The sequence below is a fragment of the Cupriavidus basilensis OR16 genome, from assembly GCF_000243095.1.
Classification (GTDB): Bacteria; Pseudomonadota; Gammaproteobacteria; order Burkholderiales; family Burkholderiaceae; genus Cupriavidus; species Cupriavidus basilensis_D.
In genome coordinates this window covers 1-24,373 of record NZ_AHJE01000081.1, presented here as the reverse complement: position 1 = coordinate 24,373, position 24,373 = coordinate 1, and the positions used below count along the sequence as shown (strand labels likewise).

The following is a 24,373-nucleotide window of genomic DNA, read 5'->3' as shown; positions in this document are numbered from 1 at the left end:
TCGTTATATTCTGTTTTGTGGTTGATTCGGGATGCTTTCAGGCACCTGGCGGCGCGGCTGGGGCTAGCCCGGCCAGTACCCGTGCGAAGGTGGCGTCGGAACAGATGCCGGCGTGGTGATCGACGGCCTGGGTCAGCGCGACATGCAACGCATCCCAATCGGCCTGACTGAGGTAGTGGCGCGCCGCAGGCAATACCACGCCTTCTTCGCGGCCCCTGTATTCCCATGCCAGGCGGGCATACTGCTCGACCACTCGCGCTAGCGCGGCAAAGGCGGACGCACTGGCGGCGGCTTGCTTCACTTGCATGGCAAGGTCGTCGAGCAGGTTCTCCAGGCGCAAATGCTGGCGGGACAGCTCGTCCAGCTCTGCGCGCAGGGCCTCGCTGCGCTGGCTCAGGCGGCGAAACAACGTGGCCTCCTTGCGCCGGTACAGCGGATGAACCGTCTGGCGCACATATTCGATGGCTGCCAGCATGGGCGCAGCGACAATGGGTGCGCCTGCCACCCGCGGCGTTTCGACAAGGCGCAGCCAGGCGTGCAGCAGCGTGGCCAGGCGGCTGTACGCGTTGCGCAGCAAATCGATCACCGCAATCGGCGCGGGCGCGCAAGCAGCCCCGATCGATAGCACCGGAATGCGGGCATGCATCAGCATCTCCCTGGCAGGTGACGCCGGCTCGGCGAGATCCCCTGCGCCATGGGCGAGGACAATGGCATCGCAGCCGGCCTGGTCCGCCGCGGCCAGCAACGCCCGCGCCGGATGTGCTGCAACGAGACTGGCGAACGTGCTTGCTACGCCCTGCGCCCGTGCCGCCGCATCTGCCCGGACCAGCGCCTCGCGGACCTGTGACTGGCCACGCGCGCAGTTATCCCGCGCATGCCGGAAGCTGATGCGCGCACCGTGGCCGCGGGCCATTGCGATCGCTTGCAGCGCGGCTTTGGCGTCGTGGTCGCAAGGGTCGACAGGGACGAACAGATGGCGGAACATGGTGTGGACCGGTCTCGGGTTAGGGCGGGTTAGCGGGTTAGGGCGACGTTGGTGCATGGACGCCGGGCGTGGTCGCGATCGGGCTGTCGGTTGCAGGCATTGCGGCCCTTGTTTGATCGTCCTGATGTGGACTGAATAGTAGGAGCGTGCCCGTGGGGGGCTCCCCCCAGCGGGGGGGATTGGGCACAGGGATATCCCTGAGAGCGGCCAGCGATGCACTCGGCGTGGCTATAATCTGCGGCATTGGCCGTGCGCTTCGGCTGGCCCGCCGGATACGCTCAACCCACTTGATCGGCATAGCCTGCCGGGCTTAATTGATGACAAATCACACCAGCGAGGCTGGTATCACAGCATCGGAACTGCTGCTCAAGACCAGTCCACCACGCGCACCGCGCCACCTGCTGGCGCGCTCGCGCCTGCGTTCGGATAGCGAGCGGTTCGTTGACCGGCCCGTGACGATCGTGCAAGCACCTGCGGGCTTCGGCAAGACCTCCTTGCTGATCCAGTGGCATCGCGAATACATCATGCGCGGCAGCGCCGTTGCCTGGGTGTCGCTGGATGAGGGCAACGATCCCCGCCGATTGCTGATGAGCCTCACGAGCGCGATCCGCTCAGGCTGCGGGCGTGCTGCCTTCGGCGGACGCCTGCTGGAAGGACAGAGGGCGGCCGATGGACCGCTGGAGGGGTTCACGGCATGGCTGGGCGAGGTTGCCCACCTTGCGCTGGATGTCGTGCTCATACTGGATGAGGCCGAGCGGCTGCCGGACACCAGCCGCGATGCGCTGATCTACCTGCTCAACAACTTGCCGTCCAATCTGCGCATTGTGGTCGCGGCCCGCGACGGGTTCGACACGGTCGTAGAGCGGCTGGGCCCGTATGGCCAGTGCGTGAAGGTCGATACCGGTTTGCTGCGTTTCCGCCTGGACGAGACGATCGCGCTGATCGGCAGGCACTTCGAGACCAGCGTGGAGGCCGACGCCTGCGCCAGGCTGCATGACGTGACCGAGGGCTGGCCGCTCGGCTTGCAGCTCGCGCTGGCGGCAATCTCCCATGCTCCCGATGCCGTTGCCGCCATTGATGCTTTCGCCAGCAGTACCGGCGGCATGCGAGAACACTTTATTACCGCGCTGCTCGCCCGGCTTTCCGATGCGGATTCAGGATTCCTGACGCGCATCTCGATTGTGGAGCTGCTGCATGCCGATCTTTGCCACACCGTGACGGGGTTGCCGGATGCGCAGGAGCGCTTGCAGCGGCTGATGCGTGACACGCCGCTGTTTGTCGTCTCGGACCAGCATGGCGAGTGGTTCCGCCTGCATGCGATGGCGCGCGATGCGCTGCGCGCCCGGCTGGTGGACCTCCCGGCGCAGGAACTCCCCGGGATGCATGATCGTGCGATGCACTGGCTTGCCGATCACGGCATGACCGAGGCTGCCGCGCGCCACGCGCTCGCCAGCGGCCAGCGCGAGACTGCCTACGGGCTGGCGCAGCGCTGCCTGCATGAAGCCGCCACGCGCGGCCAGTTGTCCGCCGTGCTCGAATGGCTCGAATGGCTGCCCGAGTCCGAGCTGGACCGGCATCCACGCCTGCGCCTCGCGGCGGCATGGGCGCTGGCGCTGAGCGAGCGCCACCAGCAGGCCGAGGCGCAAGTGCGGCAAATCCTGCGCCATGCGACGCCGGACGATGCCATGCGCTACGAGATTGACCTGATCCTGAGCGCCGCGGCCTATTACGCGGACGAGCCGGACCGCGTTGCGGCACTCTTCGATCGCTGGGGAGAGGCACCGCCCGTCAACGATGCGTGGCTGCAGCAAGCGCATGCCAACCGCCTGGCCGTGCGCGCGATGACGGCAGGGGAGTATGCCAAGGCGCGCCGTTACGAGCAGAACGCGCCGCGCGGCGACGCCAGTCTTGCCTACCGCTATGTGATCCGCTGGCGTGACTACATCATCGGGCTGGGGTACCTGTTCGAGGGGCAGGTGCTATTGGCGGAGCGCGCGCTGCGCCCGGCACTGGCCCGCGCCGACGAAGAGTTGGGCCGGCGCCACCCGTTTTCCTGCATGATCGCCGGCTTGCTGGCCGCCTCCACTTATGGGCGGGACCAGGTTGACGAAGCGGCAGCGCTGCTGGCCAATCGCCTGGATATCCTGGAGCGTGGCGGCACGCCGGACACGGTGCTGCTCGCTTACCGCACGGCGGCCCGCATCGCCGCCGCCAGGGGCGTCGAGCATCGCGCCCTGGACCTGCTCGAGACCATGTATGCGGTTGGCATTGCGCGCAACCTGCCCAGGCTGTGCGTGGCCAGCCTGACCGAGCAGTTGCGGCTGCACAGCGGGCGTTTCCGCTCCGAGACGTGCCGCACCTTGCTGCGCCGCATCGATGAGATCGTCGCGGATAATGCCGCGCCCGAGTCGCCGATCCGGCAGCGCAACCTGGTCCTGCTCCAGGACCTGGCGCATGCCTATGCGTGCATTGCCGAGCAGGACTGGCGCGCGGCACAGCAGCAGCTGGCGCGGGCGGAGGCGGGGGCCGAGGCGATGAAACGCGAGGTCGTGCGCATCGAGATCATGGCGCTGCGGGCGCTGGCCATGCACCGCTGCGGGGAGAAGAGCCTCGCCTTGCTGCGTGAAGCCATGAACCTGCTGGAGGCATACGGGGTGAAGCGCGGTGTGCGCGATGTCCATCCCGCGCTGGCGGACTGGGCGCGCGATATCGAGACGGAATCCACGGGTGCCCGGCGTCTTGATCCCGCCACGCCGGCGCCGGCGGCACGTGCCCTCGCCGCGGCTGGCGCAGACGGGCCGCGCGCGGCGCCCAGCATGGTGCTCACGCCGAAAGAGCGCAATGTCCTGGAGCTGCTGGCCCGGCATCTTGCCAACAAGGAAATCGCGCTTGCCATGGGCATCGGGCAAGAAACCGTCAAATGGCACCTGAAGAATCTGTCCGCCAAACTCGATGCCGGCACGCGCAAGCAGATCGTGCACAGGGCCCAACTGCTGGGCCTGCTGCGCGACGCGTAGCGGGCAATGACAGCACGATGCCCCGCCAGGTAGCGCTGGCGGGTGGCGTTACGCAGGGCGGCGCAGCACGATCAGCAGATCCTTCGCGGCCACGCGGTCACCAGGCGCCACATGGACGGCCTCGATCTCGCAATCGAACTCCGCGGCGAGATGCGTTTCCATCTTCATGGCCTCCAGCGATACCAGCGTGCTGCCGGCCGATACGCGTTGGCCCGCCTTGACTGCGACCGTGACCACGGCGCCCGGCATGGGCGCGGCCACGTGCAGCGGGTTCGCGGCATCCGCCAGCGCACGGGCCTGGGCGGTCCGTTGCGCGCCGCGCTTTTCGATGCGCGCCATGCGTGACTGGCCATTGAGCTCGAACTGGACCTTGAAGATGCCTTCCTCCTTGTCCGGTTGCACGCTCTGCAGCGCAATCAGCAGTGTCTTTCCCGGTGCGATGTCGACGCCGATCTCCTGCTGAGGCTGCAAGCCGTAGAAGAATGCCGGGGTCGGCAGGGCGGAGGTGTCGCCATAGTTGCGGCGGTGCTCGAAGTACGCCTTGGCCACCTTGGGATACATGAGGTACGAGGCGAGCTGCTGATCGTCGAGCTGACGGCCGCAGTCGGCCTCGCCTTGCGTGCGGGCCTGGTCGAGGTCGACGGCGGCGAGCCTGTCGCCTGGCCGGTAGGGCGCCGGCGGGTCGGATTTCAATACCCGCCGCGACAGCTCGGCAGGAAAGCCGTCCGGCGGGAAGCCCAGCTCCCCTTTGAACAGCGACACCACCGATTCGGGGAAGGCTACCTCCTTGGCCGGGTTGCAGACATCGGCGGCGTTGAGGTCGTTGGTCACCATCATCAGCGCCATGTCACCGACTACCTTGGAGGTCGGCGTGACCTTGACGATATCGCCGAAGATGCGGTTCACATCCGCATAGGCGCGCGACACCTCGGTCCAGCGGTGCTCAATGCCGAGCGAGCGCGCTTGCTCGCGCAGGTTGGTGTACTGGCCGCCCGGCATTTCGTGGCGGTAGACATCGGCTGTACCGGCGCGGATATCAGATTCGAAAGGCGCGTAGTAGCGCCGTACCCCCTCCCAGTACATCGAGGCTTCGTGCAGGCGGTCGGGGTCAAGGCCGGGATCGCGCTCGCTGCCGGCCAGGGCCGCGGCGATGCTCGACAGGTTGGGCTGCGAGGTGAGGCCGCTCATGGCATCGAGCGCACCGTCCACGGCGTCGCAGCCGGCCTCGATCGCCGCCAGCGCGGAGGCGGCCGAGATGCCGCTGGTGTCGTGCGTGTGGAAGTGCAAGGGCAGGCCGGTCTCCTCCTTGATGGCCTTGACCAGCGCGGCTGCGGCGCGTGGCCGGCAGATGCCCGCCATATCCTTGATGCCGAGCACGTGCACCCCGGCGCGCTGCAACTCGCGCGCAATGCCAACGTAGTACTTGAGATCGTATTTCCCGCGCGTGCTATCGAACAGGTCGCCCGTGTAGCAGATCGCGCCCTCGCACAGCGCGCCGTTCTCCCGTACGGCGTCGATGGCCACGCGCATGTTCTCCACCCAGTTGAGCGAATCGAACACGCGGAACAGGTCCACGCCGCCGTTGGCCGCTTGCCTGACGAAGAAGCGCACCACGTTGTCGGCATAGTTGGCGTAGCCGACCGCATTGGAGCCGCGCAGCAGCATCTGGAACAACACGTTGGGAATGGCGGCGCGCAACTGGGCCAGCCGCTGCCAGGGGTCTTCCTTTAGGAAACGCAGGGCCACGTCGAAGGTGGCGCCGCCCCAGCATTCCAGCGAGAACAGCCGCGACAGCTCGCGCGCATAGAACGGCGCGATGGGCAGCATGTCGGCGGTGCGCATGCGGGTGGCGAACAGCGACTGGTGCGCGTCGCGCATCGTGGTGTCGGTCAGCAGTACCTGCTTTTGCTCCAGCATCCACTGCGCGAACTTGTCGGCACCCAGCGCAAGCAAGCGGTCGCGCGTGCCCGGCGGCACCGGCGCACTCGCATCCGTACGGGGAAGCACCGGCCTGGGCAATGGCAGTGGCGGCAGCGCCCGGCCGGCGACTTCGGGGTTCCCGTTGACAACCACATCGCCGAGATAGCGCAGCAGCCTGGTGGCCCGGTCCTGCCGCTTGGCAAACGCGAACAGCTCGGGCGTGTTGTCGATAAAGCGGGTGGTGACTTTGCCGCTGGCAAAGTCCAGGTGATTGATCACGTTCTCCAGGAACTGCAGGTTCGATGCCACCCCGCGAATGCGGAATTCGCGCAGGGCGCGGTCCATGCGGCGAATCGACTCGGCGGCGGTGGGCGCCCAGGCGGTGACCTTGACCAGCAAGGAATCGTAGTAGGGCGTGATGATCGCGCCGCCATAGGCGGTGCCGGCATCCAGGCGAACCCCGAATCCGGACGCGCTGCGGTAGGCGCTTAGCTGCCCATAGTCCGGGAGAAAGCCATTTTCCGGATCTTCGCTGGTAATGCGGCACTGCACGGCATGGCCGTTCAGGGCGATGTGCTCTTGATCCGGCACGCCGGCGGCACGCATGGCCACATTCCCCGCGCTGTCGAGCTCGTCTTCGATGCGGCCGATCCGCCCGCCTTCGGTGATGCGGATCTGGGCCTTGACGATGTCCACGCCCGTGACCATCTCGGTGACGGTGTGCTCCACCTGGATGCGGGGATTGACCTCGATGAAGTAGAACCGGCCGCTATCGGCATCCATCAGGAACTCGACGGTGCCGGCATGGGTGTAGCCGACCGCCCGCATCAGCTTGAGCGCGGCGTCGCAGAGCGCCTGGCGCCCGGCCGGGTCAAGGTAGGGCGCAGGTGCACGTTCGACGACTTTCTGGTTGCGCCGCTGGACCGTGCAGTCGCGCTCAAAGAGGTGCACGACCGTGCCGTGGCTATCGCCGAGAATCTGCACCTCGACGTGGCGCGCGTTGCGCACCAGCTTTTCCACATAGACTTCGTCGTTGCCAAAGGCAGCCAGCGCCTCACGGCGTGCCACCGGCAACGAGGCCTCCAGATCCTGTTCGTTCTCCAGCACGCGCATGCCGCGCCCGCCGCCGCCCCAGCTGGCCTTGAGCATCAGCGGATAGCCGACTTGCGCGGCCATGCGCTTGCAGGCGTCGAGGTCGGCCGGGAGCGGTGCCGTGGCCGGCATCACCGGCACGCCGGCGGCGACGGCGGCGTTACGCGCGGCGACCTTGTTGCCGAGCGTGCGCATCACCTCCGGCGAAGGCCCGATCCAGCGGATGCCGGCGTCGATCACCGCCTGCGCGAAATCCGGATTCTCCGAAAGAAAGCCATAGCCAGGATGGATGGCATCCACCCCGGTCTGCCGGGCGACGCGCAACACGTCCTTGATATCGAGGTACGCCTCCAGCGGCTTCTTGCCTTCGCCAACCAGATAGCTTTCGTCCGACTTGAAGCGGTGCAGGGCCAGGCGATCCTCCTTGGAATAGATCGCTACCGTGTGGATGCCCATCTCAGCCGCTGCCCGCATGACGCGAATAGCGATCTCCGATCGATTGGCAATAAGGATTGACTTGATTGAGGTGGGCGTCATCGCGGTCGGGATCAGTTAGGTGTCATGTCCTGCTGGCAGCACCATGAGGGGCTTGCATTTGGCTTGTTCATTGGCAAGCACTCCTGGCTAGCAGTAGTTGTGTGCGAGCGGCTGAGGCTAGTCTGGCTTGAAGTCGATCGCCTTCAGCAGTGCACCCTGGCGATCATGCGCCGTGCGCAGCGAGGCGCCTAGTTCAGCCTGGGTCCTGGGAACCCCAACGTCCAGGCCGAGTTCGGCAATGCGATCCCGCACGGATGCTGATTCAAGCACCTTGCGGGTTGCAGCGCGCAAGCGGTCCTGGATCGCTTCGGGCACGTCAGGTGCTACCCAGACGCCGATCCATGCGAGCTGGTTAAGCGCAGGGTAGCCGAGTTCGGTGAACGTGGGTACCTGCGGGAGCGTCGCAAGGCGCTTGGGCGAACTGACGGCGAAGGCGCGGAGTTTGCCAGCCTTGATGAGCGGCAGCGAAGTCGCTGTCCCATCGAACATCAGGGGGACATGCCCGCCCATCACATCCTGCAGCGCCGGCGGAGATCCCTTGTAGCCCACATGGCTCATGTCGATGCCGGCAAGCTGATTGAGTTGCAGCCCCATGGTATGCCCGAGCATGCCTGTACTGTAGGAAGCATAGTTGACCGAGGCGGGATGTGCCTTGACGTAGGAGATCAGTTCGCCGAGGGTCTTGGCGGGCAGGGCAGGATTGCCGACGAGCACCAGCCCGCCGCGCGCCAGTTCCGCAACCGGCTTGATGTCCTTGAAGGGGTCGAACCGCTGCTTGGCCAGGAAAGGGGCTTCGGAGGCAATGCCATCCTGGATGACCAGTAGCGTATAGCCGTCATGCGGCGCTGCCAGCGTCTCTTGCACCGCAATGGCGCCGAAGCCCCCCGGCTTGGAGTCGACGATAAACGGCTGGCCAAATTGCCTGGTCAGCCCGTCGGCCAGGCTACGGGCGAGCATGTCGGCGGTGCCGCCCGCGGGCGCAGCGGTGACGATGCGAACCGGCTTGGCAGGCCAGGCTTCGGCGCCGGCCTGCTGGCAAGCGAGGCACAGGACTACGGCGCCGGCGGCCATGAGTACGCGACCGCCCCGGTCAAACCACTTGATGCTTTTCACTAGAGTCTCCTTGTTATTGATAGTGGCTTCGGCCTGGTGGCTGCGCATTGCAAAAAGACGCGAAAAAATACACGACGCACACTAAGCTAAACGTCCACTTGCCAGCATTCTTACCCTGGCGCCCGTGGCGTCACCCCCCTGCCTTGGGGGGGGGCGCGGTGCGGGACTAGGGCAGAATCCAGCGCATCAGGCCGGCGTGCGACGTTCACAAGGACGAGATGTTGCATCGCTGGCGGAGCACGCTACGCATAAGCACTACACGGAGACTTCCCATGCAAGCATTCGAACCGTCCGCGCGCCATGCGTCGGCAACGCCATCCGCCTATGATTATCCGTTGCTCGTCGGGCAATTGCTGCTGAATTCGGTCAGCCTCCATGGCAGCCAGGAGATCAATTACCGCGGGGAGCGGCGCTTTGCCTTTAGCGAGTTCCGCCAGCGTATCGGGCGGCTTGCCAGCGCACTGGATGCACAGGGCGTCGCCCACGGGTCGACCGTTGCGGTCATGGATTGGGACAGCCACCGCTACCTGGAGAGCTATTTCGCCATCCCGATGATGGGCGCCCGGCTCTTCACGGTTAACGTGCGCATCTCTCCCAGGCAGATTGCCTATACGCTGAACGACTCGGGTGCCGAACTGGCCCTGGTCCATGCCGACTTCCTGCCCCTGGTGGAGCAGATTCGCTCGGAATTGCGCTGCCTGCGCAAGATCATCGTGATCGCCGATGGCCAGGCGCTGCAGGAGATCAGCCTGCCGGTCGCCGGGGAATACGAAGCACTGGTCGACCAGGAGCCGGCCGAGTATCCATTCCGGGATTTCGACGAGAGGACCACGGCGGCCATCTTCTATACGACGGGCACCACTGGCGATCCGAAAGGCGTGAGCTACAGCCACCGCCAGGTTGTCTTGCATACGCTCGCCGCGGCCACCACGCTGTGTGCTCCGCGCGATGGCCAGCGGCTTCACCGCGAAGACGTCTATATGCCCATCACGCCCATGTTCCATGTGCTGGCGTGGGGCATGCCCTACGTTGCCGTCATGCTCGGACTCAAGATCGTGCTCCCGGGGCGCTACTTGCCGGAGAACCTGCTACGCCTGCGCAAGGCCGAGAAGGTGACCTTCTCCCATTGCGTGCCCACCATCCTCCAGATGTTGCTGCAAAAGGCCGGCGAGCAGGGCACGGATCTCAGCGGTTGGAAGATGATCATCGGCGGCTCCGCGTTGTCGGCCTCGCTTTGCAAAGCCGCCGTCGCGCAGGGCATCGATGTGTTTGCCGGCTATGGCATGTCCGAGACGGGGCCAATCGTCGCGCTGTCGCAATTCCCGCCCGGGGGCGCTCCCGACGATATCGATGAGAGCGTTCGCATGCGCTGCATGACCGGCAGGCCGATTCCCCTGGTGGATTTCCGCGTGGTCGACAGCGAGATGCGCGATGTGCCGCACGACGGCAAGACGCAAGGGGAAATCGTGTTGCGCTCGCCATACCTGACGCTGTCCTACCTTGGTCAGCCCGAAGCATCGGAGGCACTCTGGGCCGGTGGATACCTGCACACGCAGGATGTGGCGGTCATGCGCCCGGACGGCTTCGTGCAGGTGGTGGACCGTCTCAAGGACGTCATCAAGACCGGTGGCGAGTGGGTGTCCTCGATCGAGGTCGAAAGCCTGATCTGCGAGATTCCCGGCGTGCGTGAATGCGCGGTGATCGGGGTGCCTGACGAAAAATGGGGCGAACGGCCGATGGCCGCGGTATGCGTCGACGATAGCGGGCTGACTGTCGAGCAGATTCGCCGTCACCTGGAGCGCCATGTGGAGACCAGGCGCATCAGCAGGTATGCCGTGCCGGATCCGCAGCGGATCGTCTTCGTTTCCGAGATCCCGAAGACCAGTGTCGGGAAAATCGACAAGAAGCAGCTTCGGCTGGATCTGCTGTAGGGGGAAGGCGAGACCTTGACCAATCTGACTATTCGGCGCCTCCATCGCGCGCCCCTCGCAAGCCAGGAGTAAAGCATGACCAAGCATGTTGTCCAGGTCGGCGATCTGTCCGACAACTCGCGCAGGTTCCTGAGGATAGGAACGCGCGAGATTGCACTGTTCTGCGTAGCAGGAAAGGTTTTTGCACTGGACGATAGCTGCCCGCATGCCGGTGCCTCACTGTCGGGAGGCTTGATTGAAGGCGGCAAGGTCCGTTGTCGCGCGCACGGCCTCGCCTTCGATCTTGCTACCGGTTGCATGGGGGGCGCGGGCTTGAGCGTGAAGACGTATCCGGTATCCGTCAGCGGAGAGACCGTGACGATCGAGATCTGATCAACGCCCCTGTGTATCCGCTTTGACCTGCTTGTCCCAAGCATCGGGCTTGCACGATGCGGTCGTGTCGGGCACGGCGCCAGCGCAAAAAAAATGCCGCCGAAGCGGCACAAGGAGCATGAGTGGGCGCCGCATGCATGTGCAGCGTATCCGCAGACCTGCCGGACCACTGCACAAGCAAGGCTTGTCACATGCCGTTGGGCTGACCTTAGAACTTGTGGCGAATACCTACGGCGACGCCGAGCATATTGCTTTGGCCACTGGCCAGCGTGTAGCTATTGCCAAGGGATAGGCTGTTGGCAAAACCGATCATCGGGGAGTCCAGTCCCAGACCCGCATTCTTTGAATAGGCCGTGGTCAGGTAGACATCAGTCCGCTTGGAAAGCGTGTAGTCCGCGATAAACGCAACTTGCCATGGGTTCGGCACCGACGTGCTGGCGAAGAAATTCTTGACATTGTCGTAGTTGTACTCGAGCGTCAGGCCAAGCGCTGGCGTCACCTGGTAGTTGGCGCCGATCCAGTAGAAGTCGTCGCGCTCGATCAGGCTGCCATTCTGGTTCTTGTTCTGGCCCCAGCGATAGCCGCCCATGATCTTTGCCTGGCCAAACGCATAGCTTGCCGCGACTGTCGCCTTCTTGAAGCTGCCGCTGCCCAGGGCAGCAGCGGTCGACGGGTTGGAAATGGTCGGGTTGAACTGGTCGTAGGCAAAGGCCACACCGACAGGGCCAGAGATATAGGTCAACGCTGCGCCATAGGCGGTGTCGCGGCGGAACTGGCCCGGCACCTCGCCGTTGCCACCGAGCAACGGGCCGTTGGCCACCGTCGTCGGCAATGCCAGGCCGGTACCGAAGGACCAGTGTGCCAAGGCGGACACGGCACCGAACTGGCCGGAGTATTTGATGGTGTTGTCCTCGCGGAAGTTCGCGCCGGCCAGCATCACGATCGGTTCGTACTGGGTGGCAAAGGCAGCCGGCACGAAGTTCGCGATACTCTCGAACATCGAGGTGTACTGACGGCCGAAAGTCACCTGGCCAAACTGCGTGCTCTGGATCCCCACGTAAGCCTGGCGACCAAACAGGCGGCCGCCTTGCTGCGACGTGCCGGTATCCAGGTTAAAGCCGCTTTCCAGCACGAAAACGGATTTCACGCCATTGCCCAGATCCTCCACGCCGCGCAAGCCCCAGCGCGAGCCGGACAGGCCGCCGGAGTCCATGCGGTAGACGTTGTTGGATGGGCCAGCATTGAATTTGTTGGCGGCCGTGGGAACGGCGCCAACATGGTTGGCATACTCCACGTTCATGTCCGCCACGCCATACAGCGTCACGCTGCTCTGTGCGTGTGTGCCGCCGGCGCAAATTGCGCCCATAGCGGCGAGTGCAAGATTTAGCTTGCTCAGCTTGCTGGATGATTTCACAGCCTTATCTCCTCGTGTCTATTTTTTGACGTCTCTTACCGCGCCGCCATCATGCTCAGAACCGGGCACCATGTGCCCCCCAATGGCAGGGGGGCGGGATTGTCCGGATTGCACGGCGTTTTCAGCGGATCGATGCACGGGGTCCCGGGGGTGCCAGTGGACAGCATCGCGACGCGATTTGAGGCTTATTGGCTTTGTCGCTGACTAGTGGTTCCCATTGCGCCCGCCATCGATGAGATAGGCGTGATACTGCTCCCGCAGCCGCGTCTTGAGCATTTTGCCCGTGGCGCCCAGTGGTATCTCCGTAACGAAAACGATATCGTCCGGAGTCCACCATTTGGCGATCTTCCCCGCGAAGAAGTCAAAGAGTTCTTCACGGTTCACGCTGGCCCCGGGCTTGCGCACAACGAGCATTAGTGGACGCTCATCCCACTTGGCGTGGGCCACGCCAATGCAGGCGGCCATGGCGACGCCGGGGTGACCCATCGCGACGTTCTCCAGATCAATGGAGCTAATCCATTCGCCGCCTGATTTGATGACGTCCTTCGTCCTGTCGGTGATCTGCATGAAGCCATCGCCGTCGATGGTAGCAATGTCTCCGGTCGGGAACCAGCCGTCGACGAGAGGACTCGTATCGTCCTGGCGGAAATACTGCGCGAGCACCCACGGACCGCGGGCCATGAGATGGCCTGCCGATCGTCCGTCCCACGGCAGCTCTCCGCCCTCGTCATCGATGATCTTGATGTCCATGCCGAAGACGCAGCGCCCCTGTTTAGACTGGATCGCATACCTCTGCCCTGCCGGCAACGATAGCTGCGAGCCCTTGAGCACAGAGGCGGTACCGAATGGACTGGTTTCGGTCATGCCCCATCCGTGGACGACATGCACGCCATAGGCTTCCTCAAACGAGCGCAACATCGCCATCGGGCAGGCGGCCCCCCCAATGACCGTCCGCTTCATGGCGCTGAACCGCAGTCCGTTGTTCTCGACATGGTCAAGCAAGCCTTGCCATACCGTTGGGACTCCCGAGGACAGGGTGACCTGTTCCGACTCGAACAGGTCGAAAAGGGATTTGCCATCAAGGGAAGGGCCGGGAAAGACGATCTTCGCGCCCACCATGCATGCAGAGTACGGGAGGCCCCACGCGTTGACGTGGAACATAGGCACCACGGGTAGCACAGTGTCGCGCGCAGACAGGCTCAGGGAGTCGGGGAGTGCGACAGCGTATGCGTGGAGTACGGTCGAGCGGTGGCTGTAAAGCACCCCCTTGGGATTTCCCGTAGTGCCGCTGGTATAGCACAGCGACGACGCCGACGCCTCGTCGAAAGCTGGCCAGTCATAGGTATCATTGTGGGCCTCGATCAGGTCTTCGTAGCACAGCAGTTTCAGGCTGGACACCGGCATCCTGGCCCGGTCGGTCATGACAACCAGATGGCGGACAGAACCCAGACGGTTGGCCAGCGCTTCGATTTGTGGCAAGAAACTCAGATCGAAGAAGAGTACCTTGTCATCTGCGTCCTGGGCGATCCAGGCAAGCTGATCGGGGTGCAGGCGTGGATTAAGCGTGTGCAGTACTGCGCCCGTACCGGATGCCGCGTAGTAGAGCTCCATGTGCCGATAGCCATTCCACGCCAGGGTGGCAACGCGCTCGCCGAAGTTCACATCCAGGCTAGCGATAGCCTTGGCTAAACGGCGGCAGCGCGCGGCCATGTCTGTGAAGGTGTAGCGATGGATGTCGCCTTCGACGCGGCGAGAGACAACCTCCTGGCGGCCGTGGTGCCGTTCGCCATGCTGCAGTAGCGACGAGATCAGCAACGGTTGCTGCATCATTTGACCTAGCACGGTTGTCCCCTGTCCTGATGTGCCGGGCGGGCGATCCGGCATGCTCGCTCGTTGATTTCACCGAGCAGTGCAAGCGCGCGCAACGCGGCCTCGCGACCGCCCTTGAGATCCCCCCGGACGTACAACGGACGCATCTCTTCGATCTCGCCGAGCGCGCGCAGCAACTCGGGTTCGACAATGGCGTACTTGCGCAGCGTGTTCACCACCAGCATGGAGGTGTGAATGATGTCCTCCTGATCTGCGCAGACGCCATGGCAGTGCAGGGCATAGTTCGCCCAGTGCGTGCCAGCGAGCATGGCCGCTTCAATCTTCATCTCCCAGTCGTTCTCCTGGCAGACCGCCAAGGAACGCTCGATGCGCTCCGCCATCTCTCGATGGAGTTCCGGAATCATGGCCTGCTCCCTTTTCTGCGGTCCTTGAGAATGGATCTGATCTCACCGAACGCCTCGTTGCACTCCGTGACAATTGCTTCCGTGGGGGGAAGTCCATTGCGAATGCAAGGATCGCGATATTGCTCGATGGTTTCCAGCGCGTGCTCGAGGGCACGAATGTCCGAGGGGATATTGCCATCGATGGGAGGCCACCCGACGTGGCTCACGTCGCCTGGACCACGCAGCATGCGGGCGTACGTGCCATCTGGCTGTTGGACCATGTGCACACCGGGAATGGTGGAAAACACCGGGTCATCGCTGGTAAGTCCTGCCAGATGAAGGCATGTATTCAGTGCGTTGGTGCTCGCGGTGAGCGTGGTCCAGTCTACGCGTAGAACGTTACGCCGATAAGCTTGAGGCGCTTAAGCCATAGCTGCTCGAGATTGATGGTCGCAGTGCTCGATCCAAGCCGCCCAATGTTGATCAGGCGGCCCTGAACCGCAAGGCTATCGAGGTTGGCTTCAAAGACGGTTCCGCCAACTGAATCGATGATGATGTCGACACCGCGATTGCCGGTGAGCGCCATCACCGCTTCGACCTGGCCTTGCTTTGAGATATCGATCGCATGCTCGACTCCGAGTTGCTTCAGCTTCTGTATTTTGGCGGCGGAGCGCGAGGTGGCAATGACCATACCGGCGCCCAAGGCCTTCGCAATCTGAATCGCCGCCAGGCCGATGCCACTGGATGCGGCATTAACCAAGACTGTTTCGCCGCGCTTCAGTTGGCCGTTGGTTACGAGTGCATCATGCGCTGTGATGAACACATTGGGAAACGCCGCAGCCTTTGTCCAAGGCAGTGCATTGGGAATGCGCATGAGCGCGAGCGGATTGGCAACCACGTATTCGGCTTGTCCGCCGCTGCCATGGCCCACCACGCGGTCACCCGGTTGCCAGTCTTGAACGCCAGCACCCAGCGCGGCGACTTCGCCGGCAAACTCGACCCCCGCAGTGATTGGTACACCGCTACGCGCGCGCCTGACCATATTGATTTCGCCGCGATTCAGCCCTGACGCGCGCACCCGTACCAGTACCTCTCCATCGGCCGGCACAGGCGTCGGTACATCGACAATCTGCAGCCTGCCACCTTCCGATCCTGGAAATATCTGTACCGCCTTCATCTCATCTCCTCTACGGTTGCATTTCGATGCTCCGGCAATCTGCTCGCGTGGGCGTCATCGGCAAGTGCAGCTTAGCATCAAAAATAGTTATCATGTCGACATTAATTAATGCGGGATAATAAGTTCTCAAGACGAACGCTGGGTCGCGCTGTTGTTCATTGCTCTGCTTTGATATTGTTCTTCCGCGCGATTTCCTGCCAGACAGTCAAATCCTTTGAAATAGTGGCTCGGAACTGATCAATCGAGGCGATCGGTGGCGGTTCAAAGTTCAACCGGGCCATCAGCGTCTGCATTTCGGTGGTGGCCTGGATGCGGTTCACTTCGTCGTGCAGTCGCGCCACGATCGCGGGCGGGGTTCCCGCTGGGGCAAACATGCCGAACCAGCCGACGGCTTCAAACGGGAAGCCCTGTTCGCGCATGGTTAGTAGTTCGGGCACCGCCGGCGCTCGCGAATCTCCGCTAATCGCGAGCGCCTTTATGCTCTTCGCCTTGATGAAAGGGACCGGAGAGGAAGGATCGGCCCACCCGATCGAAAGGACGCCGGAAGTCAGCTCTGTCAGCAACTGGGGAACGGTCTTGTATGGGATATGGGCGACCTTCATGCCCGTCTGTTGCTTCAGGTATTCCATGATGAGATGCCCGGACGATCCGATGCCCCAACTTCCGTAGGAGTACTTGTCCGGGTTGGCTTTGATCAGCGCTATGAGTTCCGGGAGATTATTTGCTGGAAGCTTCTGGTTTACCAGAAGTATCACGCCGCCCACAGCGACCTGCGCGATTGGCGTCAAGTCACGCACGATGTCATAGCGCATTTTCGACGTGATTGCCGGAGCCATTACCGCGAACGAGGCATTCGTGTAAAGCAACGTGTAGCCATCGGGCTCCGACCTGACTACGGCCTCCGTGCCGATGACGCCGCTCGCGCCAGGCTTGTTGTCGACGATGATGGCTTGCCCGATGGCGCTACCCAGTCGGTCCGCCATCGCGCGCGCCAGCGTGTCAGTGCCGGATCCGGCGGAGGCCGGCACCACCATGCGAATTGATTTGGTTGGCCATGCAGCCACGGCTTGACTGCAGAAAGTTGCCCAGAAGCCGACCGAAGTAACCAGGGCGGCCGAAAGTCCTTTGATCCACTTACGCATCTATGTCTCCTTGTTCTGTTGTCGCTGCTGTCCAAGCATAGCTCAATATTTATGTCGACAAAAAATTTTTTTTAGGTATCCTTGAATCCGGAGTGCCGTTCATGGAAGGAGGGAAACGGCGTGTCGGAGATGGGCCAACGAATCATCAACTCACCAAGGGGGTACCAAGATGTTCAGAGCAAGGCGTTGTACGGCGGCATTCCTCGCCGTATTTCTCGGTTCCTTGATGAGCGCTGCCGCTCACGCCGATGCGTATCCGTCAAGGCCGGTTCGGCTCATTGTGACGTTCCCCGCGGGCAGCAGCATCGATACCGCTGCGCGTGTGCTCGCCCGCAATCTGGCACCGACGCTGGGTACAACCGTCATCGTAGAGAACAAGCCTGGCGCCGGTGGCTCGGTGGGAGCAGTGGCAGGCGCGCACGCCGCGCCGGATGGATACACCATCATGCTGGGGTCCGTGGCACAGCTGATAGGCAAGGTAGCGCAGCCTTCAGTCGCATTCGACCCGTTGAGTGACTTCACCCCCATTTCGCTGGCTTACAGGTCCGCGGGGGTCCTCACCGTTGGCGCGGAGTCGAATGTCAAGTCGGTCAGCGAGCTGGTTCAGTGGGCAAAAATACATCCGGGAACGCTGAACTACTATTCGGGCGGAGTCGGGACTGCTGCCCACCTTCTTGGCGCAATCTTCTCCAGCAAGGAAGACATTGCAACAGTGCACGTACCAGTTCGTCTCGTGACGGATATGCTGCCGCAGTTGACAGACGGTGTACCTCACTTCGCCTTCTTCATCGCACCCGCCGTGCGACCCTACATCGAATCAAACCGGCTGCGTGCCCTGGCGGTTTCCTCGCGTGAGCGAACGCCGCAGTTGCCGAATGTGCCGACGCTGTATGAGCTCTTCAAGGATCCGGATTTGATCCAGGAAAGTTGGCTCGGAATCTGGGCGCCGGCAAAAACACCGGATCCGATCGTACGAAAACTGTTCGAATCGACCGTCCGCGCAGTCAATTCGCGCGAGTTCAAGGAAGCGATGGCGCGTCAGGATCAGCAAGCCACGGCAAGCACGAGTCCAGAGGAGTTTGCCGCATACGTGCGGTCCGAATTCGCTAAGTGGGGGCGTCTGGCCAAGCTCGCGAAACTTCCGTCGCAGTAGTGCAATCACCAATCAGAAGTGTTCCGGGAATTGAAGAATGAGCATCAACCTGAAGAATCGCGTCGCCGTCGTTACGGGTGCAGGGGATGGGCTTGGGCCTGAGCATGCCTTGCTCCTTGGCCGCTTAAATTCTCCGGAGGTTTCTATCGGAAACGCTTCGGTTGGGTTGATCGATTGAGTTGATGATTGTCAGGAGAGGGAGCGATGAGTATGGGGAAGAATCTATTTGGTCTCGCTGGAAAGACCGCACTAGTTACGGGCGGATCGCGGGGGCTCGGCCTCCAGATCGCGGAAGCGCTAGGTCAGCAGGGCGCTACGGTTGTCATCTCGTCACGAAAGCAAAAGGACCTTGATGGTGCCGTGGCGCATCTGCAGGAACGCGGTATCGAGGCAATCGCAATCGCCGCCAACCTGGCGAAGGAAAGCGAGATTGCACCGCTCGTTTCCGAGACACTGAATCGGTTAGGACGTATCGAAATTCTGGTAAATAACGCCGGTGCAACCTGGGGCGCGCCCGCCGAGGATCATCCGATTGAGGCTTGGGACAAAGTCATGGACCTCAACGTGCGCAGCGTGTTTCTGCTATCGCAGGCAGTCGGGAAGCAGGCGATGATCCCAGGCAGGTACGGGCGAATCATTAACGTCGCATCGATTGCGGGGCTGCGGGGCAATGCACCCGGCGTGATGCAAACCGTGTCCTACAACACCTCCAAGGCTGCGTTGCTGAACTTCACCCGTACGCTTGCGGGCGAGTGGGGGCAGTATGGAATCACCGTCAACGCCCTCGCGCCGGGCTTCTTTCCTTCAAAGATGACGAATGACCTGCTCGGAAGAGAGGAAATTGGTTCATTGCTGGAGCGGGTACCGCTGCACCGCATTGGCGACGACGACGATCTGAAGGGGGCCACTCTCCTGTTTGCGTCGGATGCGGGCAAACATATCACAGGGCAGGTCTTGGCGATCGACGGCGGGATGTCGGCCGTCCTGTAGTGATGGTTCAAGCGAGTGGAACTATAGGAATAGGGAGCCGGGCCGCAAGGGGGGCGTGCATATTGTCTGATTCCATGCGCACTGCAGGTGGGCGGATTGCGGCTCGCCCGGGCGCCCGGCAAGTGCTGCCGAGCGGGCAGGGGTTAGCTGGGTAATGCTCCGAATATCTCGATCAAATTTCCAATGCAATTTATGTCGACATTAAAGATTTTGGCAGGTATATTGGTCCTAAGCAGGCGGGACCGCCTGCCTTGTTGGCCCTGCCAACTCAACACTGATCAAAGGAGACAGACATGAGCGACCCTCGATTCGACCGCCTCGCTGGCAAGATCATCGACTTCCGCCTGCGCCCACCGACTGGTCCCTATCGCAGCTTCTTCACCCCCAACGTGGTGGGTACCGTCAATCGCATCCTTGGAAATCCGGTACCGCGCTCCTACACCATCAGTACCGAACCATATCCCCATGCCGAGGACCGTGCCCTGAGCGCACTGCTGGACGAGATGGACAGTGTGGGCGTGCGCATCGGCGTCATGAACGGTCGCCATTCAGTTAACCGTCTGCATTCAGTTAACCGTCCGGTTCCCGTGCACATCGAGGATGCTGACCTCGCGACGCTGAGCAAACGCACTGACAACCGCGTGCTGGGCTTGGCAGGCGTCGATTTCGACAAGCCGATGGCAGAAATCCTGGCCGGCCTTGACACCGCAGTGAAGGAATTTGGCTTGGTAGGGGTATGCGTTGAGCCCGGACTGGCCCGCACACCGATGTATGCCGATGACGAGAAGCTGTTCCCGTTCTACGAGAAGGTGGCGGAGTTGCAGGTGCCGTTGCTGTTCATGACCGGACCGCTGGCGGGGCCGGATATCAGCCACACCGATCCGGTGCGCTTTGACCGGGTTGCACGCCGGTACTCCACCATGCCGGTGGTTCTCGGGCACGGCTGCTATCCCTATGTCACGGAGGCGGTGGCATTGGCATTCAAGAGCGAGGTGACCGGCTTGATGAACGTCTACCTCTCGCCTGACGTGTACATGTTCGCCCCAGGTGGCAACGGCTATGTGGAAGGCCTGAACTGGTTGCCGAATCGTTTCATCTACGCTTCGGCCTATTCATTCTGCGGCGTGGAGGAAGGCGTGCGCCAAACGCTCACGCTGCCTATCAAGGACGATGCGCTCGATGCGTACATGTACCGTAACGCCGAGGCGTTGCTGCGTCGCGCAGGAGTTTGAGATGACCGCACACAACACCCAGGTCTTGATGAAGCGCCATCCGGCGGGAATGGTCACGGAGGAAGACTTCTCCATCGTACAGGCGGCTTTGCCGCGCCCCGAGGCCGGACAGGCTTTGGTGCGCAATCTCTATCTTTCGCTGGATCCGTATATGCGCCCGCGCATGGATCCGCTGCGCTCCTATGTCGAGCCCCTGAAGCCGGGCGAACTCATGCCCGGTGGCACCGTTGGCGAGGTCATCGAGAGCAACGACCCCGAACTCCCGCGCGGAACGCTGGTGGCGGCGTCGCTCGGCTGGCAAACGCATGGCCTGGTAACCAAGGCAACGGTGCGCGTGCTCGACCCCGGTCTCGGACATTCTTCCGCAGCGCTCAGCGTGCTGGGCATGACCGGGGTGACGGCGCATTACGGCATGATCAAGCTGGGGCAGCCCAAGGCGGGTGAAACCGTGGTGGTGACCGCCGCTTCCGGTGCGGTTGGCGGTATCGCCGGTCAGATCGCCAAGCTGAAAGGTTGCAGGGTGGTGGGGATCGCTGGCGGCCCCGAGAAATGCCGGTATGTTGTCGAGGAACTTGGGTTCGACGCCTGTGTCGACTACCGTGCTGCTGACTTCGAGGCACAACTGGCGGCCGCTACACCGAACTATGTCGACGTCTTGTTCGAGAACGTAGGCGGCCCCGTGATGGATGCCGTGCTCAAGCGAATCAACGACCATGCGCGCATTGCATTGTGCGGCAATATCAGCCAGTACAACGCCAAGGAGCCCTATGGCATCAAGGGCATGCGGGAACTGTTGATGCACCGCGTGACCACTTATGCCTTTGTCATCGCAGATCATCGTGACTACTGGCCTACGGCACTGGCTGAATTGTCGGCCTGGCATCGCGAAGGGAAGTTGCGCTTCAAGGAGGACGTTGCGCAAGGCTTGACCAGCGCGCCTGCCGCGTTTATCCGCATGCTTACCGGCGCCAACTTCGGCAAGCAACTGGTGCATCTCGCTACTTGAGCGATCTCGATCATCCCGGGGGCGTACCGCACGCCTCCGGGAAGTTCAATGAAGGGCGGGTTGTGAACCATGTCGCTGTTGTTACCAGCACTCGCCTTGCCGTGTGCGGTTTGATCTAAGTCTCCCGACATACCTAATCTAATGGAGTCCATCATGCGCATAGAACCTTCGACCTGCAGTATTGGTGCCGAAGTTAGCGGAGTAAGCCTGGGTGATGCTTCGCGCAACGATTCGCTATTCTCCGAGGTCAAGGCGCTCTTGTTGAAATACAAGGTACTCTTTTTCCGGGATCAGAAAATCACGCGGGCAGAGCATATTGCGGTCGCCCGGAAATTCGGCAACCTCGAGGATCATCCGATCCTCGACAGCGATCCTGATTATCCCGCCTGGTACGGATCTATCGAAGCGACAAAAAGGAAAGCTACGAGAACAACTATCACACCGACGGATTGTGGCGCGAATGTCCGCCGATGGGCGCCGTACTGCACTGCATCGAATGTCCGGACGTAGGCGGAGACACCATTTGGGTCAATATGGCGGAGGCTTACAAGAAGCTCCCGGACGAGATCAAAGCCCGCATCGCAGGTTTGCGCGCCAAGCACAGCATCGAGCATTCATTCGGTGCTGTTATGAGCCCGGAAGCTCGTGCAAAGCTGGCGGCGGAGAACCCCATGGTTGAGCATCCGGTAGTGCGGACGCACCCGGAAACGGGGGAAAAGATTCTCTATGTGGGCAGCTTCACGACGCATTTCGCGAATTTCCACACCCCCGAGAATGTCCGCTATGGCCAGGACAAGACGCCGGGTGCGAGTCATCTGCTGAACTACCTGCTGAGTCAAGCCGCAATTCCCGAATATCAGGTCCGTTTCCGCTGGCGGCCAAATACCGTTGCGATATGGGACAATCGTTGCACTCAGCATTATGCCGTGCACGACTATTGGCCAGCCCCACGAAAAATGGAACGCGCAGCCATCATCGGGGATAAGCCGTTCTAAGGTTTATGTTTTCAACTGGGCACACATCGGCGATGTGGCGCTCTCGAACGGCTGAGACCAAGGCAAGCGCCATGCGTGCGCAAGCCCCGGGATACCACTGACTTCACGCAACTGCCGGTCGCGGCAGCACTGTCCTTCGGTAAGGGACGCTAGAGGTGGCGCCCCTTACCGAGCACGGGCGGCGATGACAACGCTCTCGGATATTGTCCCAGGATGAAAATATTGTCGACAAAAGTGATTCATTGGGCTTGCTCGGTGGTTTATAGGTGCTGTCAACCTCAAAGAGAGCATTGGGAAGGATAGAATACCGAAGTTACGCAGTAGCCATGCGGCGTCAGGAAAGTACACCGGTATTCGAAACCATGAGCAGAAGCAAGACTGAAAACCTCCCGGATCTCTCTAGCCTCCTCACGCCCAAAAATCAGCTGATGCTGGCTGTTGAGCACGCTGTGCTAAGAGGGCAGGACTGGGCGCGCGCATCCGCGCCCGTTGCCGAACAGATCGCCGCTCGACTGGCTGGCGTGATCACGCTAGATCTTTTCCGGTCGGGTCAGCGTTTACTAGAGAAGGACATTAGCGAAGTGCTGCATGTAAGCCGCGCCCCGGTCAGGGAGGCTATGCGCATTCTCGAGCGAGACCGGTTGGTCGAGTTTCAGGCTAGGCGCGGTGCTATTGTCACCGCGCCCGGCGAGATGGAGCTTCGCGATATCTTTAAGGTTCGAGCCGTACTCTACGTTACGATGCTGGAGCAGGTTGTGCGCGAGAACTCGGGCGGGCTCCAGGAAGTCCTCGACGAACGCATGCCAAAGCTCGCTAAGGCAGCGGACGAGTCGGTCGACGCCTATGCTGTCGAGAGCTTTCTGCTAAATTTTGCGATTGTCGATTTGTGTGCTAACAAATTGCTGGTTGACATGCTGCAATCCATATCGCTTCGCACGTTGCGTTACGTTCGTCTTGGGCTATCCGCCGCTCCGCAATCCATTCCTGCTTCGTTAAAGACCTGGCGTGCGCTCCATAACGCGGTGCAAAAGCGTGACGAGGAGTTGCTGCTCGCCCTTGCCCAGAAGCGGTTGGATGAGGCGAGGGATGCCGCGCTGCGTGCCCTCAAGGTGAAGCCCGTTGCTCCCGCCGTCTCAAAGGACGGCAAAGGCTCGGTCGTGCGAGAGCAGACAGCGCAGACTGCTAAGCGGCGCAAGGCTGCCTAGTTGCCCCCACGAACCATCGGGGCTACCGGTTTGATGCCTGCGGCACGGAGTTCCTTCTGTTGATGATACTTCGTGCCGATGGCTGCCACGGCGGTAGCTACGCGCAGCAATCCGACGCGTGTAGTCGTATCGCCAATCTCTTTTGATGTACTGAATCCCGCACCTACTACCTGCGGGGCATCGCGGATGGTTTCGCCAGTCAAGGCAGTCCACTCATCTGCGGCTCTTTCCGCCCTCGCAATGCTGTAATCATCTACGCCAGGTGGCGCCTCATCATAGCTGTCGGCTCGCCTCATCCGCTTGAGGCAGCCCCACGCTCTTCATCTGCTGTTCTCTCCATACTTGCGCGACGACGCGTCTATTCATAGGCCAGTGAATGGAGCATCTCGCCTCGATTTATTGTTGTCGACAATAATATATATGGTGTACAGTCTGGACGTGAGCTTACTGGCCACATGTGTTGTGTGCGACCGATGCGAACAGGCAGGCAGAACGCGTGCTTGAGTCGTACTTCCCGCGCTCTGCGCGACGTAGGGTCTTTTGTGAAAGGAAACCAATGATGCAGATCGGCATCCCGCGGGAGACGCGATCAGGTGAGGCACGCGTCGCCGCCACCCCGGAGACAGTCAAGAAGTATGTCGCACAGGGCCATCAGGTGATCGTGCAAGCCGGTGCGGGCTTACGCGCCAGCCAGCCCGACGCTGCCTACGAGGCGGTCGGCGCCCGCATCGGCAGCGCCGCCGACGCCTTGGGCGCACAGCTGGTGCTCAAGGTCCGCGCCCCGACCCCGGCCGAGATGGCCCGGATGAACGAAGGCGCGGTGCTGGTCGGCATGCTCAACCCCTTCGATGCGGAGAACAAGGCCCGCATGTCCGCCGC

The 24,373-nt window shown here is 62.1% G+C and carries 16 protein-coding genes and 2 pseudogenes; 10 read left to right on the top strand and 8 right to left on the bottom strand.

The window, feature by feature from the left end; translation table 11 throughout:
• Nucleotides 1-37: 37 nt before the first annotated feature.
• On the bottom strand, nt 38-985 hold the full coding sequence (locus OR16_RS26605) for a universal stress protein (protein WP_006161417.1): 948 nt from the start codon (nt 983-985) through the stop codon (nt 38-40).
• Nucleotides 986-1,302: 317 nt separating this feature from the next.
• Between OR16_RS26605 and OR16_RS26600 the strand changes: the two genes are divergently transcribed.
• Nucleotides 1,303-4,002 (top strand): LuxR C-terminal-related transcriptional regulator, encoded by a 2,700-nt coding sequence (locus OR16_RS26600; RefSeq protein WP_006161416.1) that lies wholly within the window; start codon nt 1,303-1,305, stop codon nt 4,000-4,002.
• Nucleotides 4,003-4,050: 48 nt separating this feature from the next.
• Here the strand turns inward: OR16_RS26600 and OR16_RS26595 are convergent, their stop codons facing one another.
• Together OR16_RS26595 and OR16_RS26590 are read right to left on the bottom strand one after the other, a co-directional pair.
• Entirely contained in the window at nt 4,051-7,551 is a 3,501-nt protein-coding gene (locus OR16_RS26595; protein WP_043421236.1) for a pyruvate carboxylase, read from the bottom strand.
• Nucleotides 7,552-7,668: 117 nt separating this feature from the next.
• Nucleotides 7,669-8,664 (bottom strand): Bug family tripartite tricarboxylate transporter substrate binding protein, encoded by a 996-nt coding sequence (locus OR16_RS26590; RefSeq protein WP_006161414.1) that lies wholly within the window; start codon nt 8,662-8,664, stop codon nt 7,669-7,671.
• 272 nt (nt 8,665-8,936) lie between these two features.
• Here OR16_RS26590 and OR16_RS26585 point away from each other — a divergent pair, with 272 nt between their 5' ends.
• Together OR16_RS26585 and OR16_RS26580 are read left to right on the top strand one after the other, a co-directional pair.
• A complete protein-coding gene (locus OR16_RS26585; RefSeq protein ID WP_006161413.1) occupies nt 8,937-10,595 on the top strand; it encodes a fatty acid--CoA ligase in 1,659 nt (552 codons plus the stop codon).
• 75 nt (nt 10,596-10,670) lie between these two features.
• Nucleotides 10,671-10,967 (top strand): Rieske (2Fe-2S) protein, encoded by a 297-nt coding sequence (locus OR16_RS26580; protein WP_006161412.1) that lies wholly within the window; start codon nt 10,671-10,673, stop codon nt 10,965-10,967.
• Between the two features lie 208 nt (nt 10,968-11,175).
• Here the strand turns inward: OR16_RS26580 and OR16_RS26575 are convergent, their stop codons facing one another.
• The 5 genes from OR16_RS26575 to OR16_RS26555 form a co-directional block, all read right to left on the bottom strand.
• Entirely contained in the window at nt 11,176-12,333 is a 1,158-nt protein-coding gene (locus OR16_RS26575) for a porin (RefSeq protein ID WP_043421257.1), read from the bottom strand.
• 252 nt (nt 12,334-12,585) lie between these two features.
• Complete coding sequence (locus tag OR16_RS26570) at nt 12,586-14,211, bottom strand: 3-(methylthio)propionyl-CoA ligase (protein WP_006161410.1); 1,626 nt, start codon at nt 14,209-14,211, stop codon at nt 12,586-12,588.
• Nucleotides 14,212-14,216: 5 nt separating this feature from the next.
• Entirely contained in the window at nt 14,217-14,615 is a 399-nt protein-coding gene (locus tag OR16_RS26565) for a hypothetical protein (RefSeq protein ID WP_006161409.1), read from the bottom strand.
• 364 nt (nt 14,616-14,979) lie between these two features.
• Complete coding sequence (locus OR16_RS26560) at nt 14,980-15,771, bottom strand: quinone oxidoreductase family protein (RefSeq protein ID WP_006161408.1); 792 nt, start codon at nt 15,769-15,771, stop codon at nt 14,980-14,982.
• Between the two features lie 155 nt (nt 15,772-15,926).
• Nucleotides 15,927-16,913: a Bug family tripartite tricarboxylate transporter substrate binding protein gene (locus OR16_RS26555; protein WP_006161407.1), complete on the bottom strand. Its 987-nt coding sequence runs from the start codon at nt 16,911-16,913 to the stop codon at nt 15,927-15,929.
• 226 nt (nt 16,914-17,139) lie between these two features.
• On the opposite strand from OR16_RS26555, the gene OR16_RS26550 reads away from it, so the two are divergent.
• The 7 genes and pseudogenes from OR16_RS26550 to OR16_RS26520 form a co-directional block, all read left to right on the top strand.
• The gene (locus tag OR16_RS26550) at nt 17,140-18,066 is read left to right on the top strand and encodes a Bug family tripartite tricarboxylate transporter substrate binding protein (RefSeq protein WP_050983121.1); all 927 of its coding nucleotides are present in this window, start codon (nt 17,140-17,142) and stop codon (nt 18,064-18,066) included.
• A 204-nt stretch (nt 18,067-18,270) separates the two neighbouring features.
• Nucleotides 18,271-19,056 (top strand): SDR family oxidoreductase, encoded by a 786-nt coding sequence (locus OR16_RS26545; protein ID WP_006161405.1) that lies wholly within the window; start codon nt 18,271-18,273, stop codon nt 19,054-19,056.
• Between the two features lie 293 nt (nt 19,057-19,349).
• Nucleotides 19,350-20,288 (top strand): amidohydrolase family protein, encoded by a 939-nt coding sequence (locus tag OR16_RS26540; RefSeq protein WP_006161404.1) that lies wholly within the window; start codon nt 19,350-19,352, stop codon nt 20,286-20,288.
• Nucleotide 20,289: 1 nt separating this feature from the next.
• Nucleotides 20,290-21,294, top strand: a complete 1,005-nt coding sequence (locus tag OR16_RS26535; RefSeq protein ID WP_006161403.1) for an NADP-dependent oxidoreductase — start codon at nt 20,290-20,292, stop codon at nt 21,292-21,294.
• 153 nt (nt 21,295-21,447) lie between these two features.
• Nucleotides 21,448-22,289: pseudogene (locus OR16_RS26530) on the top strand (TauD/TfdA dioxygenase family protein).
• Nucleotides 22,290-22,651: 362 nt separating this feature from the next.
• The gene (locus OR16_RS26525; protein WP_006161401.1) at nt 22,652-23,494 is read left to right on the top strand and encodes a GntR family transcriptional regulator; all 843 of its coding nucleotides are present in this window, start codon (nt 22,652-22,654) and stop codon (nt 23,492-23,494) included.
• A 559-nt stretch (nt 23,495-24,053) separates the two neighbouring features.
• A pseudogene (locus OR16_RS26520) lies at nt 24,054-24,373 on the top strand (NAD(P)(+) transhydrogenase (Re/Si-specific) subunit alpha); the annotation flags it as partial.